The following is a 15,458-nucleotide window of genomic DNA, read 5'->3' as shown; positions in this document are numbered from 1 at the left end:
GGCGTCATCACGATGCGGGTCTTGCCGATCAGCGCCGGATCCTCGCCGCGCAGCACCGCGCTGGCCTCGAGCGTGGTCGCGACCTTGCGCTTGCCCTTGCCCGCTGCCGCACCGAGCGCCGCATCGACCTTTCCAAGCGTCTTGTCGTAGCCGCGCAGGGCCGTCATCGCCGAGAGTGAAACGATCCGGCCCTTGTCCGCATCGAACACCCAGAGCGTGCCGCGCAGGTGGGTCTTGCGGTGGTCGTCGAGCACCCGCAGCCCCTGCCGCGAGAGCCTGCCCTCGGCCACGGTCATCAGGGTGCGCAGCGGCGAGACGATCCCCGCCAGCGCTTCGGTCACTGGGCCCGCGGGCATGCTGGCGATGAAGTCCGGCTCGGCGCGCGTCTGCACCAGCGCCTCGGCCCGCCCCAGAAGATGCAGCCCGTCATCGGTCAGCACCAGCAGCAGGCCCGCCGCCGCGACCTGCGCGTCGAACGTGTCGAGCAGCGCAAAGGCGCCTGCGCCGTCCGCCTCGTCGAGCGACAGGCACAGCTTGCCCAGATCAGCGCCGCCGAGAACGGTTCGCAGATCGCCGCTGCTTATGAGTGTCATCATTCCTGGCACGCTTGCCCCTCACCTCCGGACTGTCCCTGCAACTCTGGGCCTCTCGCCGGGATCAATCAAGACACCGAAAACACGACAAAAGGCATCGGCGACCGTTCCATTGTCACGCCAGGGCGCCAGTGCGCAACCGGTATCCGGCCACGGGATTGCGGCCTTGCATTTTGCGCATGCGCCCCCGGGCAGCCAGCCCGCGCCCGTCTTGCGCTCATCGGCCCGCCGGCAGCGGTCAACGGGGGCGCCCGCCCACGGCACCGGCCTCGGGCCTGCCCCATTGAAAGCCGGGGCCGGACACGGCAACATCGCCAGCCATGGCGCCGTGACAGGCTGCCACGGGCAGCGCGTCCGCCGAGGAGACGACGCGCGGCAGACTGATGACGGATCACCGTCCGGCGAGCATGGGAGGAACAGACATGCAGATGACAACCGAGGAAGCCTTTGTGAAGGTCTTGCAGAGGCATGGCATCCGCCACGCCTTCGGCATCATCGGCTCGGCCATGATGCCGATCTCGGATCTCTTCCCCAAGGCCGGGATCACCTTCTGGGACTGCGCCCATGAAGGCTCGGCCGGGATGATGGCCGATGGCTACACCCGCGCCACCGGCAAGATGAGCATGATGATCGCCCAGAACGGCCCCGGCATCACCAATTTCGTCACCGCCGTGAAAACCGCCTACTGGAACCACACGCCGCTGCTGCTGGTGACCCCGCAGGCCGCCAACAAGACCATCGGTCAGGGCGGCTTTCAGGAGGTCGAGCAGATGAAACTCTTCGAGGACATGGTCGCCTATCAGGAAGAGGTGCGCGATCCCTCCCGCGTGGCCGAGGTGCTGACCCGGGTCATCGCCCAGGCCAAGCGGCTCTCGGCACCGGCGCAGCTCAACATCCCGCGCGACATGTGGACCCAGGTCGTCGACATCGAGCTGCCCGAACCGATCGAGTTCGAGCGCTCGCCGGGCGGCGAGGCCTCGGTCAGCCGCGCCGCGGCGCTGCTTTCGGAGGCTCAGAACCCGGTGATCCTGAACGGGGCCGGCGTGGTGCTGAGCGCCGGCGGCATCAGCGCCTCCATGGCGCTGGCCGAGCGCCTCGATGCGCCGGTCTGCGTCGGCTACCAGCACAACGACGCCTTCCCCGGCTCGCATCCTCTCTTTGCCGGGCCGCTGGGCTATAACGGCTCCAAGGCCGGAATGGAGCTGATCGCCGAGGCCGACGTGGTGCTCTGCCTCGGCACCCGCCTCAACCCGTTCTCCACCCTGCCCGGCTATGGCATCGACTACTGGCCGCAGGGTGCCAAGATCATCCAGGTCGACATCAACCCCGACCGCATCGGCCTGACCAAGAAAGTCAGCGTGGGCATCGTGGGCGACACGGCGAAAGTGGCAAACGGCATCCTCGCGCAGCTCTCGGACAGCGCCGGCGACGCGGGCCGCGAGGCACGAAAAGCGAAGATCGCCGAGACCAAGTCGAAATGGGCGCAGCAGCTCTCCTCGATGGATCACGAGGAGGACGATCCGGGAACGACGTGGAACGAACGCGCCCGCGCCGACAAGCCCGACTGGATGAGCCCGCGCATGGCCTGGCGCGCGATCCAGCAGGCCTTGCCGCGCGAGGCCATCATCTCATCGGACATCGGCAACAACTGCGCCATCGGCAACGCCTACCCCTCCTTCGAGGCGGGTCGGAAATACCTCGCCCCCGGCCTCTTCGGCCCCTGCGGCTACGGCCTGCCGGCCATTGTCGGCGCCAAGATCGGTTGCCCCGACGTGCCGGTGGTCGGCTTTGCCGGCGACGGCGCCTTCGGCATCGCGGTCAACGAGCTGACGGCCATCGGCCGCGGCGAGTGGCCGGCGATCACCCAGATCGTCTTCCGCAATTACCAGTGGGGGGCCGAGAAGCGGAACTCGACCCTGTGGTTCAACGACAATTTCGTCGGCACCGAGCTCGACACGCAGGTGAGCTATGCCGGCATCGCCAGGGCCTGCGGTCTCAAGGGCGTGGTTGCGCGGACAATGGACGAGCTGACCCAGGCGCTGAGCACCGCGATCAAGGCGCAGATGGAGAGCGGCACCACCACGCTGATCGAGGCAATGATCAACCAGGAACTGGGCGAGCCCTTCCGCCGCGATGCGATGAAGACACCGGTGAGCGTGGCGGGGATCGACGCCGCCGACATGGTCGACCAGCCCGGCTGAGCGAGGCTTGGCAAAAGGAAAACCGCCCGCGTCGCTGGGGGACGCGGGCGGTTTGTGGATCAGGCTAGGCGCTTAGCGCTTTCTGGCGGGCTTCGCCGCCTTGTCCTCGGCCGAGGGGAGATCGATGTTGATCTCGAGGCTGGAGACGTCGTCGTCGCGCTCCATCCGGATATCGACCTCGTCATCGGCGACATCGATATATTTCCGGATCACCGCGATCAGGTCGTTCTGCAGCTGCGGCAGGTAGTCGGGCGTGCCCGAGCCCTGCCCGCGCTCGTGGGCGAGCAGAAGCTGCAAGCGGTCCCGCGCGGTCTGGGCCGTCTTGGGACGGCGGGGTTTGAGAGAGAAACCGAACAGGCTCATGCCGACCGTCCGAACAGCCGCTGAAACAGGCCCGGCTTGCGCTCGCTCTCGATGCGCATCTCGATCTCTTCGCCAAGCAGCCGCGACACCGCGTCCTTGTAAGCGGTCTGCGCCGGGGACGGCTCGTCGAGGATCACCGGCGTGCCGACGTTGGAGGCGCGCAGCACCGCCTGGCTCTCGGGGATGATCCCCAGCAGCGGCACCGCGAGGATCTCAAGCACGTCGTCGACGGTCATCATCTCGCCCTTGTCGATCCGGGACTGATCGTGGCGGGTCAGCAGGATGCGCGCCTTGACCGGCTCGCCATCGCCCTTCTCGGCGCGCTGGGTCTTGCTGCTCAGCAGGCCGAGCACGCGGTCGCTGTCGCGCACCGAGGAGACCTCGGGGTTGGTCACGACCACGGCCTCGTCGGCGAAATACATCGCCAGCTGGGCGCCGCGCTCGATGCCCGCCGGGCTGTCGCAGATGATGTAGTCGAACTCTTCCTTGAGCTCGTTCAGCACCGCCTCGACGCCCTCTTGCGTCAGCGCGTCCTTGTCGCGGGTCTGCGAGGTCGGCAGGATGAACAGCGTATCAAGGCGCTTGTCCTTGATCAGCGCCTGCTTGAGCCGCGCGTCGCCCTGGATCACGTTGATGAAATCGAACACCACGCGGCGTTCGCATCCCATGATCATGTCGAGATTCCGCAGGCCGACGTCGAAGTCGATCACCACGGTCTTGTGCCCCTGCTGTGCCAGTCCTGCCGAGATCGCGGCGGCAGAGGTGGTCTTGCCCACCCCGCCCTTGCCCGAGGTGATCACGATGATCCGGCCCAGCGGCGCCTCGTCCTTGAGTTGCGTCGTCATCCGAGCGCCTCCACACATAGTCGTTCGTCTTTAAGGAAAATTTGCACGGCTCTGCCGCGCAGCTCGTCCTCGATACTTTCGCTTGTCCTGTAGAGCCCGGCGACCGCCAGAAGCTCGGCGTGCAGCGCGCGGCAGAAGATCCGCCCGCCCTCGTCGCCGTGGCAGCCCGCCATGGCCCGGCCACGCAGCGGCCCGTAGACATGGATGTTGCCCGCCGCCACCAGCTCGGCGCCGGACGACACCGGGCCGATCACCGTCAGATCACCGCGCTCGGCCACCACGAGCTGGCCCGAGCGGACCGGCTTGGTGATGACCTTGTTGTCGGGCGGCAGCAGCCGGTCGACCTTGCTCTTGCGCGCGGGCTTGGCCTCGGGGGCCGGGCCGTCGCGACCGATGCGCACCGGGATCAGGCCGAGCCCGTCCGCCGCCTCGAGCTGGGGATCGGTGGTGTTCTGCACCCCGAAGACCAGCATGTTGCGGCTGCGAAGCTTGGCCACCAGATCGGCCAGCGCGGCGCTGTCGGCAAACTCCGGCACCTTGGAGAAATCCAGCACCAAAGGCGCGTCGAGCAGCAGCTGCGGCGCCTTGGTGATCTGCTCATCGATGGCCTCGAAGAAGGCGTCGTCGAACTGGTCGCTCTCGATCCGGAGGGCGATGGCGGTCATGAATCGACCGCGGACCTGGAACGGTTTGACCGCCACCGATGCGCGGGCGCCTCGGTCTCGGGTAACGTCTGCTGGCACCGGGATGCGTGCTCCTGCTCTCGTATGTCTGGGCGCGACTCGCACGCGCACTCGTTTTGGCCGATCCTTTAGATTCTCCGGCCGCCCGGTGCACGGGGAAAATATCACAATCGTGAGATTGCGCGGCTTCCTGCCCGGGACTCGGGGACGGCTCGGTGGCAAGCCGCCTGCGGGCAGGAAATCGGCGGGCTCAGCCCTCTTCGGCGACGATCCCCGCAAGGCTGCCGCGCAATTCGGCAATCTCGCTCTCGACCGGGCCGCTGGGCTGTTCGGCGCGCTCCGACCACTCGCTGAACCGCGCCAGAAGCGGCAGGAAGGTCTGGATCTCGTCCATCGTCCAGTCGCGGAAGAAAGACCCCAGAACCAGGAGCTTGTAGGTCCGGACGGCCTCGACGATGCGGGCCCCGGCCTCGGTCAGCTCGAGCACTGCGCGGCGGGCGTCCTGCTGGCTGACGGCGCGCTGCACGAGGCCGCGGCGGATCAGGTCGGTGCTGATGCGGCTGGCGCGCGAGGGGTCGATGCTGAGCCGCACCGCGACGGTGCCCACGGTGGTCTCGCAAGAGGCCTCTTCGTCGCCGAACTCGTTGGCCGGCGCGCGCACCGCCATCAGCACGTCGAGCTGTGCGAGATCGATGGGAAGATCGAGGTCGCGCAAGGCCTTATGGCCGAAATCGCGCTTCATCACCCGCCGCCGCCAGCGCTGCAGCACGGCGTCCACGTCGAGCGCCGCCTGCGACACGTCGCGCTCGATCCCCGCCCGTTCGAGGCCGTCCTTCAGTATCTCGTCTCGTCGGCTCAAAGCTGCCTCGCGCAATTATGTGCTATTGACATATATATGCCATAAGCACAGATATAAGACCCAGACCATTTTGACCCAAGGGGCACGCCGGCGCCAGTTTGCAGACCGTTGCGCCCGCCCCTCGGCCCGCACAGTTTTCGTGGAGATACTTGAATGACGGCCATAGACCAAGCCGCGACCGACATGCCGCCCCCCGCAGCGAGCGCCGAGCCGGTTCCGATCAAGCTTGTCCTCAGCGCGGTCGCGGCAACGCTGCTGTTCGCCTCGCTCGGTCAGACCATCGTGTCGACCGCCCTGCCGGTGATGGTCGCCGACCTCGGCGGCATGGACAAGATCACCTGGGTGATGACAGCCTACCTGCTGGCCTCGACCATCGGCGCGCCGGTGGCGGGCAAGCTGGGCGATCTCTACGGCCGCAAGATGGTGCTGCAATGGGGCATCGGCGTGTTCATCCTCGGCGCGGTGATCTGCGGCATGGCCACCAGCATGGGCATGGTGATCGCGGGCCGGATCATCCAGGGCGCCGGCGGCGGCGGGCTGATCGTCACCTGCATGGCGCTGGTGGGCGACCTGCTGCCGGCGCGCGAGCGCGGCAAGGCGCAGGCGGTGCTGGGCGCGGCTTTCGGCATCTCGACCGTCATCGGCCCGCTGCTCGGTGGCTTCCTGGTGCAGAACCTGAGCTGGCACTGGATCTTCTTCGTCAACTTCCCCGTCGGCGCGCTGGCCTTCATCGTTCTGGGCATCGCCCTGCCCCGGCGCAGCGACCGCTCGCGCAAGTCGGTCGACTATGCTGGCGGCGCGCTGCTGGCGACGCTGCTGGCCTCGCTTGTGCTGATCTCGAACACCGGCGGCACGGTGTTTGCCTGGACCAGCCCGCAACTGCTGGCGCTTGCGGTGATCGCGCTCAGTGCCTTCGCGCTCTTCATCCGGGTCGAGCGCCGCGCAGAAGAGCCGATCCTGCCGATGAGCCTGTTTTCCAACAACACCTTCGTGGTGATGAACTCGGTCGGCATCCTCGTCGGCATGGCGATGTTCGGCACCATCACCTTCCTGCCGTTCTTCCTGCAGGTGGTGAAGGGCATCTCGCCGACCTCCTCGGGGCTGTTTCTCGTTCCGATGATGGGCGGGCTGCTATCGGCCTCGATCCTGTCCGGGCGCTTCATGGCGAAGACCGGGCGCTACAAGTTCCTGCCGGTGGTCTCGACCGCCGTGCTGTCGCTGTCGCTGCTGTCGATGACCTCGCTCTCGGTCGACAGCCCGCTCTGGCTGATCGCGCTGTCGATGGTCGGCATCGGGCTTGGCCTCGGCCCGGTCTTTGCCATCGGCGTGGCGGCGATCCAGAACGCGATCCCGGTCTCGATGCTGGGGGTCGGCACAGCGAGCGCCAACATGTTCCGCCTGATCGGCGGCGCGGTGGGCACCGCGGCCTTCGGTGCGCTGTTCAGCACCCAGCTCTCGCGCTCGCTCGAGGGTCAGGTGCCGGGCATGGGCGATGGCGGCGTGCGCAGCATCGGCGCCGATATGGTGCGCGCGCTGCCGCATGACGCGCAGATGCTGGTGATGGAGAGCATCAGCCAGGCGCTGCACCCGGTGTTCTGGATTGCCGCCGGTGCCGCCCTGCTGGCCTGCCTCGCCTCGCTGATGCTGCGCGAGCTGCCACTGGCACGCTGAGCCGAAAGTTGCTCCCTGTCGCCCGTCGGCCCCGGCTTTGTCGGTCAGGCCGGCGGGCGCTTTTTTTTGCAGCCGGCGCGCGATGCGGTCGCCGGCCGGCGCTCAGGGTGATGGTGCGCCGTAAAGACACCGTAACGAAAAAGGCCCGCGCCACCGCGCGGGCCCGATGGGCAAGAACGTTGGTCCGGCCTCAGACCAGATGCGGCCGTGCATAAAGGTCGAGCGGGGTGCGCGGGAAGCGGAACATCCCCTCGGCCTTGCCGGCATGCTGCTGGAAGCCGTGGCGGTTGTAGAACGCCACCAGATCCTCGCGGCTCAGCCCCTCCTCGCCAAACGGCTCGTGATCCAGAGCGATGCCGAAATCGGCCTCGTCGGCGGCCTCGACCAGACGGCGCAGGATGCGATGGGCGATGCCCTTGCCGCGATAGGCTGGCGCCACCCAGATGCCATTCAGGATAAAGCGCTTCTTCTGCAGAGAGTGCTCGATATAGGCGACGTTGTCCTCGGCGGTCCGGTAATAGGTCCGCTCTTCGGTCTCGCCGCGTGTGGCATGAAGCCCCGGCACCCGCAGGATCTGCGCAAGGATCTTGGCGTATTTCATCTCGGCCCGCTCGCGCGAGCGCTGAATGCCGGCCTCGATCTCGCGGGTCAGCTCGGGATGGCGTGTCTCGCAGTAATCCCGCATGCCGTGCTGCAGCGCCACGGCAACAAAGGCACGAAGCTCGCTCTCGAGCTCCTCGACCTCGGCAAGCAGTTCGGTTTCGCGCTCGGAATGCGCGTAGATGGGGCGCAGCCCCTCTCTATTCGTGTATGGCATGTGATCCTCCCGGACAGGATATTAGCGCACGGAGGCATCAGGAGCATCTTTTTTTCGCCGCCGTGACAGAAAATAAGACACGCTCTGATTGATTCCATATCAACTACATTACTATAGGGATACCCCCCTCGCCTCAAGAGGTGCGGTCACCCACAGCAGAACCGGCAAAGGGAAGCCCGGTGGAATCGATTGTTCAGTCGATCAATCGACGCTGCAGCGCCTCGTCGGGCAGAGCGCACATGTCGGTGCGCCCGAAGCGGTAGCGGTTGAAGGCAATGCGCCGGTAAAGCCAGTCGCGCAGCGGCGCTGGCAGCCCGCGCATCAGGCTCGCCGACCGTCCGATACCGCCGAGTCGCTCGCCGATGCGGATGATCGCGTCCATCCCCGACCAGGCCTGCCCCTGATCGAGAAACAGCCAGGTCTGAGGATCCTCCGGATCCTGATCGAAATGCCGCACCAGCGCGGTGCCGAGCGGCGACTGCACAGGGCAGATGCGAAACGCCTCCTCGCGGTCGAGCCGCGCAATGCTGCGGGCGCCCCACGAGCAGAGCACGCAGGCGCCGTCCATGACCGCGATCGGCCGGGTATCGTCGAATGCGGGAACGGTCGGGTCGTCGCGCCACGAATGCGCGGGGCGGTCTGGAAGTCGGGCCATCGGTCTCCTCCTGCTCGCGCCATGGTGACCCGGATCCGGCGCGAAGGGAACCTCCGGGCGGCTCAGCCCCCGGGCTTGTCGGGCCAGCGCGCCTCGACCAGCATAGGCAGGATGCGCCTGAGGAAATCGCCCTGTGGATCCTCCGGCGACACGATGAAGCGCCAGTTACCCTCGGCACCGGTCAGCGCCATGCCCTGCACGGTCGCATAGTCGAGCAGCAGCTGCGGATGGATCTCGGCCGCCGTCTCGCGGGTGGGCACAGGGACGCCGTGGTAGAGCGCGGCGGCAGTGAAGAACTGCCCGAAGGCCTCGCCGGAGGACCGCAGGAATTCAGGATCGCGGCGGTCGATCAGCGCCCGGCGATAGGTGACCTGAAGCCGGCCGGGATATTCGATGGAATAGCGCACGTAGATCGAGGCCAGCTCGCGCACCCGCGCGGCCTGCGACAGCTCCGTCGGCACCGCCCGCATCCGCTCGGCCAGCTCGTCGAGCGTGAGCACGGCGACCGCGGTCAGCAGGCCGGTGACGGACTTGAAGTGGTGCGCCGGTGCCCCGGGCGACACGCCGGCGCGGGCTGCGGCCTTGCGCAGGGAAAACCCCTCGAGCCCGCTCTCATGCAGAATATCGTCGGCCGCCTTGATCAGGGCCTCCCGAAGCTGACCATGATGATAGCTATCACGGCTTCTGGACATGCATAAACCTCGTGCCTCGCTCTCATAATTCGGAGCGGTTAAACTTAAACGCGATGGGAGAACAGGGCTGGCTCCGAAATCCGTTAATTTTTTGGAGACCCGCGACAGACGCGCCGCATTGCTTGGCGCTTTACGCTGCAGAGGCGGGGAAAGCAAAGCCTGATATCCATTTTTGGCGATCCGGGCGAAGAGCCGCTCATCCGCTGCGCTGCGTGCGGCCATGAGCGCGAAGCACAGCGCGTCCGGCCGGCCATGATCAGACCGGCTGCACTTGCAGTGTCACTCCCGGCTCGGGGCGCACGGTCATGTGCATGATCGGCTCGGGCACCGCACCGGCCGGGGCGAAGCGGAAGCGCGCGACCAGCGTGGCGAGGATGATCTGCGCCTGCATCATCGCGAAGTTCGCCCCCACGCAGACCCGCGGCCCGGCGCCGAAGGGCAGATAGGCGTAGCGGTCGCGGCCCTCGCGCGCGGCGGGCGAGAAATGGTCGGGGTCGAAGGCCTGCGGGCGCTCCCAGAGATCCTCGTGCCGGTGCAGCGCGTAGGTGTTGACGAAGACCGTCTCACCCGGGCGGATGTCGCGGTCGTAGATCTCGTCATCGTCGAGCACGTTGCGCGCCAGCATCCCCACCGGCGGGTAGAGCCGCATCGCCTCGTCGAGCACCTGCTCGATATAGGGCATGACATCGAGGTCTCGGCCCTCTGCCGCACGCTCGCCCAACACGCCGCGGGCTTCTTCGCGGGCGCGCTCCTGCGCCTGCGCGTCGTTGGCCAGAAGGTAGAGCGCCCAGGAAATCGCCAGCGCCGTGGTCTCGTGGCCGGCGACGATGAAGAACTGCATGTTGTGCAGCAGATCCTGCGGCGACATGGTGCGCCCGGTCTCGGGATCCTTGGCGCGCAGCATGTGATCGAGCAGGTCGTCGAGCGGGCCGGCGCCCTGTTTCCTGCGGTCGTTGATCGCCGCCGAGACCATGCGATGCATGGTCTTGACCGCGCCGCGTCCGAGGAACTCGCCGGGGCGCGGCACCCAGATCGGCATCTCGAGGAAATCCAGCAGCGAGGCGCGGCCCACGGTGAGGAAGTACTTGGTGATGGCCTCGCCGTAGAGATCGGCATCAAAATGCTCGCGCCCCGAGAGCGCCACGTCGCAGATCACGTCGAAGGTGGCCGAGAGCATCTCCTTGACCAGTTCGGCCTCACCGCCGCTCGCGGCCAGCCGGCCGGCGGCCCGGGCGGCGGTCTCGGTCATCACCGGCGCCAGCGCCTCGACGTTGCGGGCGGCAAAGACCGGCGCGATGGCGCGGCGCTGCCAGCGCCACTGCGCACCTTCGGAGGTGAACAGCGAATTGCCCACCGCCGGGCGCAGCATGCGCAGCATGACCTCGGATTTCGGGTAGTTGCCAACGTTGTCGAGAAAGATCCGCTTCATCCCCTCGGGGCCCTGCACCATGTGCCAGCGCGACGGGCCGGTGGTGCCGGTAACGATGGGCTGGGTATAGGCGATGCCGGGGATGATGCTGAGCACGTTGCGCCGCGCCTCGCGCACGCTGGCCAGCATGCCGAGCGGCTTGACCGGCGGGGTGATCGTGGGCGGAACGAAGGCGGACATGGGTCCCTCACGCGACAGGTTCAACAGGCTCCGACGGGTCGGCCACCGGAGTGGCCTTCAACATATGGCGCGCGACGACGCAGGCCAGTTCTTTCCGGGAAAGCTGTGCTTTCCCTCACGCTTTGTCCGCAATGGTTGAAAACTGCGTGAGCTGAATCAAAGACCATGCCATCGTCTTGGGAGAACACTGTCTCACAATTCCGTCCACTTGCTCCGTGTGGGCGCCCCATTGATCAGGAGTTTGACCAGATGCTTTCCCGCACGCTTCTTGGTGCCTCGCTTGCCGCACTTCTCGCCGCCGGTTCGCCCGGTTTGCTGTCTGCACAGGAGATCGCCGACACGATCTATTCCGGTGGCCCGATCCTCACCATCGACGATACCGCCCCCCGCGCCGAGGCGGTGGCGGTGCGCGACGGGCGCATTCTCGCGGTGGGGACACTGTCCGAGATCGAGGCGCTTCGCGGCGACGCCACCGAGAGCTTCGATCTGGCGGGCCGCACCATGCTGCCGGGCTTCGTCGACAGCCACGGCCACGTGGTGCTGGGCGGGATCCAGGCGCTCTCGGCAAACATGCTGGCGCCGCCCGATGGCGAGGTGTCCGACATTCCCAGCCTGCAGCAGGGGCTGCGCGACTGGATGGAAGAGCACCCGGAGGTTGTCGACACGGTGAACCTTGTCATCGGCTTTGGCTATGACAACGCGCAGATGGCCGAGCTGCGGCACCCGACGCGAGACGAGCTGGACGCGGTCTCTTCCGAGGTGCCGATCCTGATCATCCATCAGTCGGGGCACATCGGCGTGGCGAATTCGAAGGCACTGGAAATCGGCGGGATCACCGACGCGTCGGAAAACCCGCCGGGCGGGGTCATCCGCCGCGGCGAGGACGGTCGGCCCAACGGTGTGCTGGAGGAATACGCCTTCTTCGGCACGCTGGTGCCGCTTCTGAGCCAGCTCGGACAGGAGGGGTTCAACACCTTTGCCAAGGCCGGTGCCGAGATGTGGGCCCGCTTTGGCTACACCACCGGGCAGGAGGGCCGGTCGAGCGCCGGGAACGTCGCCGCGCTCAAGGCGATCGACGCCATGGGCGAGCTGCCGATTGACGTGGTGGCCTTTCCCGACGTGCTCGAAGCGCGGGACTTCATCGAGCAGACCGCGTCGATGGACTATGATGGAAACGTGCGGGTGGGCGGCTGCAAGCTGACCATCGACGGCTCGCCGCAGGGGTTCACCGCGCTGCGCGACCGCCCCTATTACGATCCGGTGGGCGACTACCCTCCGGGGTACAAGGGCTATTCCGCGATCACCATGGAGCAGGTGACCGACGCGGTAGACTGGTGTTTTGGCCACGGCTTCCAGATCCTCACCCATTCCAACGGCGAGGGTGCCTCGGACATGCTGCTCGCGGCAATCGGGGCGGCGGAGGAGAAATACGGCCCCCCGACCAACCGTCCGGTGCTGATCCACGGCCAGTTCCTGCGCGAGGATCAGGTGGACAGGATGCAGGCGCTGGGAGTGTTTCCCTCGCTCTTCCCGATGCACACCTTCTATTGGGGCGACTGGCACCGCGATCACACCGTCGGGCCGGTCAATGCCGAGAACATCTCTCCCACCGGCTGGGTGCGCTCGCGCGGAATGATGTTCGGCTCGCATCACGACGCGCCGGTGGCCTTCCCCAACAGCATGCGGATCCTCTCGGCCACGGTGACCCGGCGCACCCGCTCGGGCGACATCCTCGGACCGGCGCAGCGGGTCAGCGTCATGGACGGGCTGAAATCGCTGACCATCTGGCCGGCGTGGCAGCATTTCGAGGAAGACCAAAAGGGCTCGATCGAGGTCGGCAAGCTGGCGGATTTTGTCATCCTGTCGGACGATCCGCTTGAGGTCGATCCCGAGACCCTCGCCGAGCTGAGCATCGAAGCGACGATCAAGGAAGACGAGGTGATCTACGAGGCCGAAGAAGGCGTGCAGAAGACCGATCTTCTCGACCGGTCGTTCCTTGGCGACCCCTCCGGCGCGCATCTGCTGATGCACGCGCTGAACCGTGGAACCGGTGCCGAGGCGCCGGTCGCCTGCCTGCTCGCCCCCGAGGATTGCCGGCGTCTCTTCGGCTCCTACGTCGCCCCGATGTAAGGCCAAACAGCGATGGCGCGGTGCCAAGGCGCGCCGCGCCCCTGCCCGGTTCGGCGGGAAACCCACCTGCCGCGCCGCGCGCCCTTGGCGCTGGCCGGGCGGCGCGCTATGACGATCCTCCCGAGTGACAGGAGGCTCCCCTTGGACCAGACCGCCGAGCGCATCGCCCGCACCATTGCCACCGAGATCGCCGCCAGCCCCAAACAGGTCAGCGCCGCGGTCGAGCTTCTCGACGGGGGCGCCACGGTGCCCTTCGTGGCGCGCTACCGCAAGGAGGTCACCGGCGGGCTCGACGACACCCAGCTGCGCACGCTCGGCGACAGGCTGGTCTATCTGCGCGAGATGGAGGCCCGCCGCGCCTCGATCCTCGAGTCGATCAAGGGACAGGGCAAGCTCACCGACGCGCTGGCGCGCTCCATCGCGCAGGCCGAAACCAAGGCCACGCTCGAGGACATCTACCTTCCCTACAAGCCCAAGCGCCGCACCAAGGCGATGATCGCGCGCGAGAACGGGCTCGAACCGCTGCTGCGCGCCATCACCGAGGATCGCTCCGCCGACCCGCAGGCGCTGGCCGAAGGCTATCTTGGCGAGAACGTCGAGACGGTGAAGGCGGCGCTCGAGGGCGCGCGCGACATCCTCGCAGAGGAGCTGAGCGAGAATGCGGACCTGCTGGGGCGGCTGCGCTCTTTCATGAAGGAGGAGGCGGTGATTTCCGCCACGGTACAGCCAGGCAAGGAGCAGGCCGGGGCCAAGTTCTTGGACTATTTCGACCATTCGGAGAAATGGTCGGATATCCCGGCGCACCGGGCGCTGGCGATCCTGCGCGCCTCCAAGGAAGAGATCCTGACCGTCAACATTGCGCCCGAGCCCGAGACCGGCCCGACCCGGGCGCTCGGCATCATCGCGCAGGCCATCGGCATTCCCGGCGAGGCGCCCGGCGACAAATGGCTGCGCGAGGCGGCGGGCTGGACATGGCGGGTCAAGCTCAGCCTGACCATGTATGTCGACCTGATGACCGACCTGCGCCGCCGTGCCCACGAAGAGGCCATCCGGGTGTTTTCGCGCAACCTCAAGGATCTGCTGCTGGCCGCGCCCGCCGGCGCCAAGGCGACGCTGGGGCTCGATCCCGGCCTCCGCACCGGCGTCAAGGCGGCGGTGGTCGATGCCACCGGCAAGCTGCTTGAAACCGCGACGCTTTACCCCTTCCAGCCCAAGAACGACGTGCGCGGCGCGCAGGCCGAGATCGCCCGGCTGGTGAAGCGCCACGGTGTCGAGCTCATCGCCATCGGCAACGGCACCGCCAGCCGCGAGACCGAGCGGCTGGTCGGCGACACGCTGAAGCTTCTCGAGGGGCCGAAGCCCACCAAGGTGGTGGTCTCCGAGGCCGGCGCCTCGGTCTACTCGGCCTCCGAGCTGGCGGCAAAGGAATTCCCCGGGCTCGACGTCAGCCTGCGCGGCGCGGTCTCGATCGCGCGGCGCCTGCAGGATCCACTGGCGGAGCTGGTCAAGATCACCCCCGAGAGCATCGGCGTCGGCCAATACCAGCACGATGTCGACCAGCGCCAGCTGGCCAAGGCGCTGGAGGCGGTGGTCGAGGACGCGGTGAACGCGGTCGGCGTCGATCTCAACACCGCCTCGGCGCCGCTCCTGGCGCATGTGGCGGGGCTTGGGCCGTCGCTGGCGCAGAACATCGTGGCGCATCGCGATGCCAACGGCGCGTTTGCCTCGCGCAAGGCACTGAAGAAGGTGACGGGCGTCGGCCCCAAGGCCTTTGAGCAGAGCGCCGGCTTCCTGCGCATCCGCGACGGCGACGAGCCGCTCGACGCCTCCTCGGTGCACCCCGAGGCCTATGACGTGGCGCGCCGCATCGTGAAAGCCTGCGGCCGCGACATCCGCCAGATCATGGGCCACCCGGAGGCGCTGCGCGGCGTGCGGGCGGAGCAGTTCGTCGATGCGAGCTTCGGCCTGCCCACGGTGCAGGACATCCTGTCGGAGCTGGAGAAGCCGGGCCGTGACCCGCGGCCGAGCTTCAAGACCGCAAGCTTCACCGATGGCGTCGAAGAGATCACCGATCTCAAGCCCGGCATGTCGCTCGAGGGCACCGTGACCAACGTGGCGGCCTTCGGCGCCTTCGTCGATATCGGCGTGCATCAGGACGGGCTGGTGCATGTGAGCCAGCTGGCCGACCGCTTCGTGAAGGATCCGCACGAGGTGGTGAAGGCCGGCGATGTGGTGCGCGTGCGGGTGACCGAGGTCGACGTGCCGCGCAAGCGCATCGGGCTCTCGATGCGCAAGGACGGCGGCGGCAAGCCCGAGCGTGGCGGCAAGCCCGGCGGTCAG

The 15,458-nt window shown here is 67.3% G+C and carries 12 protein-coding genes and 1 pseudogene; 4 read left to right on the top strand and 9 right to left on the bottom strand.

Translation table 11 applies throughout. From position 1 onward, the window contains the following. Positions 1–596, bottom strand: a pseudogene (locus AC6RA4_RS14470) (CHAD domain-containing protein); the annotation flags it as partial. 419 nt (positions 597–1,015) lie between these two features. On the opposite strand from AC6RA4_RS14470, the gene xsc reads away from it, so the two are divergent. Then, positions 1,016–2,794 (top strand): sulfoacetaldehyde acetyltransferase, encoded by a 1,779-nt coding sequence (xsc, locus tag AC6RA4_RS14465; protein WP_500161435.1) that lies wholly within the window; start codon positions 1,016–1,018, stop codon positions 2,792–2,794. A gap of 72 nt (positions 2,795–2,866) precedes the next feature. On the opposite strand, the gene minE is transcribed toward xsc, so the two are convergent. The 4 genes from minE to AC6RA4_RS14445 all read right to left on the bottom strand — a co-directional run bounded on the left by minE (position 2,867) and on the right by AC6RA4_RS14445 (position 5,544). Further along, positions 2,867–3,157 carry a cell division topological specificity factor MinE gene (gene minE / locus AC6RA4_RS14460; RefSeq protein WP_500161433.1) on the bottom strand — a complete coding sequence of 97 codons (291 nt, stop codon included), beginning with the start codon at positions 3,155–3,157 and terminating at the stop codon, positions 2,867–2,869. Continuing rightward, positions 3,154–4,002 (bottom strand): septum site-determining protein MinD, encoded by an 849-nt coding sequence (gene minD / locus AC6RA4_RS14455; protein WP_500161431.1) that lies wholly within the window; start codon positions 4,000–4,002, stop codon positions 3,154–3,156. Before minD ends, minE begins: the two co-directional genes overlap by 4 nt. Beyond that, a complete protein-coding gene (minC, locus tag AC6RA4_RS14450) occupies positions 3,999–4,703 on the bottom strand; it encodes a septum site-determining protein MinC (RefSeq protein ID WP_500161437.1) in 705 nt (234 codons plus the stop codon). Before minC ends, minD begins: the two co-directional genes overlap by 4 nt. Positions 4,704–4,935: 232 nt before the next feature. Further along, positions 4,936–5,544, bottom strand: coding sequence for a MarR family winged helix-turn-helix transcriptional regulator (locus AC6RA4_RS14445; RefSeq protein ID WP_500161429.1), 609 nt, complete (start codon positions 5,542–5,544; stop codon positions 4,936–4,938). 153 nt (positions 5,545–5,697) lie between these two features. Here AC6RA4_RS14445 and AC6RA4_RS14440 point away from each other — a divergent pair, with 153 nt between their 5' ends. Next, the gene (locus tag AC6RA4_RS14440) at positions 5,698–7,215 is read left to right on the top strand and encodes an MDR family MFS transporter (protein ID WP_500161427.1); all 1,518 of its coding nucleotides are present in this window, start codon (positions 5,698–5,700) and stop codon (positions 7,213–7,215) included. Between the two features lie 190 nt (positions 7,216–7,405). Here AC6RA4_RS14440 and AC6RA4_RS14435 read toward each other — a convergent pair whose 3' ends face one another. The 4 genes from AC6RA4_RS14435 to AC6RA4_RS14420 form a co-directional block, all read right to left on the bottom strand. Continuing rightward, entirely contained in the window at positions 7,406–8,032 is a 627-nt protein-coding gene (locus AC6RA4_RS14435) for a GNAT family N-acetyltransferase (protein WP_500161425.1), read from the bottom strand. Positions 8,033–8,225: 193 nt separating this feature from the next. Continuing rightward, positions 8,226–8,687, bottom strand: coding sequence for a thiol-disulfide oxidoreductase DCC family protein (locus AC6RA4_RS14430; RefSeq protein ID WP_500161423.1), 462 nt, complete (start codon positions 8,685–8,687; stop codon positions 8,226–8,228). A gap of 62 nt (positions 8,688–8,749) precedes the next feature. After that, on the bottom strand, positions 8,750–9,379 hold the full coding sequence (locus AC6RA4_RS14425; protein WP_500161421.1) for a TetR/AcrR family transcriptional regulator: 630 nt from the start codon (positions 9,377–9,379) through the stop codon (positions 8,750–8,752). Between the two features lie 256 nt (positions 9,380–9,635). After that, complete coding sequence (locus AC6RA4_RS14420) at positions 9,636–10,988, bottom strand: cytochrome P450 (protein ID WP_500161419.1); 1,353 nt, start codon at positions 10,986–10,988, stop codon at positions 9,636–9,638. 249 nt (positions 10,989–11,237) lie between these two features. Between AC6RA4_RS14420 and AC6RA4_RS14415 the strand changes: the two genes are divergently transcribed. After that, the gene (locus tag AC6RA4_RS14415; RefSeq protein WP_500161417.1) at positions 11,238–13,118 is read left to right on the top strand and encodes an amidohydrolase; all 1,881 of its coding nucleotides are present in this window, start codon (positions 11,238–11,240) and stop codon (positions 13,116–13,118) included. A gap of 141 nt (positions 13,119–13,259) precedes the next feature. Then, the coding region (locus tag AC6RA4_RS14410; RefSeq protein ID WP_500161415.1) for a Tex family protein at positions 13,260–15,458 on the top strand (2,199 nt) is incomplete at its 3' end.

The sequence above is a fragment of the Salipiger sp. genome, assembly GCF_059781815.1.
Note: the sequence above shows the minus strand (reverse complement) of the source record. Positions and strands in the feature narration are given on the sequence as shown.

Coding starts and splice junctions, on each gene's coding strand:
- xsc (WP_500161435.1), top strand. CDS start 1,016: ATGCAGATGACAACCGAGGAAGCCTTTGTGAAGGTCTTGCAGAGGCAT.
- minE (WP_500161433.1), bottom strand. CDS start 3,157: ATGAGCCTGTTCGGTTTCTCTCTCAAACCCCGCCGTCCCAAGACGGCC.
- minD (WP_500161431.1), bottom strand. CDS start 4,002: ATGACGACGCAACTCAAGGACGAGGCGCCGCTGGGCCGGATCATCGTG.
- AC6RA4_RS14440 (WP_500161427.1), top strand. CDS start 5,698: ATGACGGCCATAGACCAAGCCGCGACCGACATGCCGCCCCCCGCAGCG.
- AC6RA4_RS14435 (WP_500161425.1), bottom strand. CDS start 8,032: ATGCCATACACGAATAGAGAGGGGCTGCGCCCCATCTACGCGCATTCC.
- AC6RA4_RS14430 (WP_500161423.1), bottom strand. CDS start 8,687: ATGGCCCGACTTCCAGACCGCCCCGCGCATTCGTGGCGCGACGACCCG.
- AC6RA4_RS14425 (WP_500161421.1), bottom strand. CDS start 9,379: ATGTCCAGAAGCCGTGATAGCTATCATCATGGTCAGCTTCGGGAGGCC.
- AC6RA4_RS14420 (WP_500161419.1), bottom strand. CDS start 10,988: ATGTCCGCCTTCGTTCCGCCCACGATCACCCCGCCGGTCAAGCCGCTC.
- AC6RA4_RS14415 (WP_500161417.1), top strand. CDS start 11,238: ATGCTTTCCCGCACGCTTCTTGGTGCCTCGCTTGCCGCACTTCTCGCC.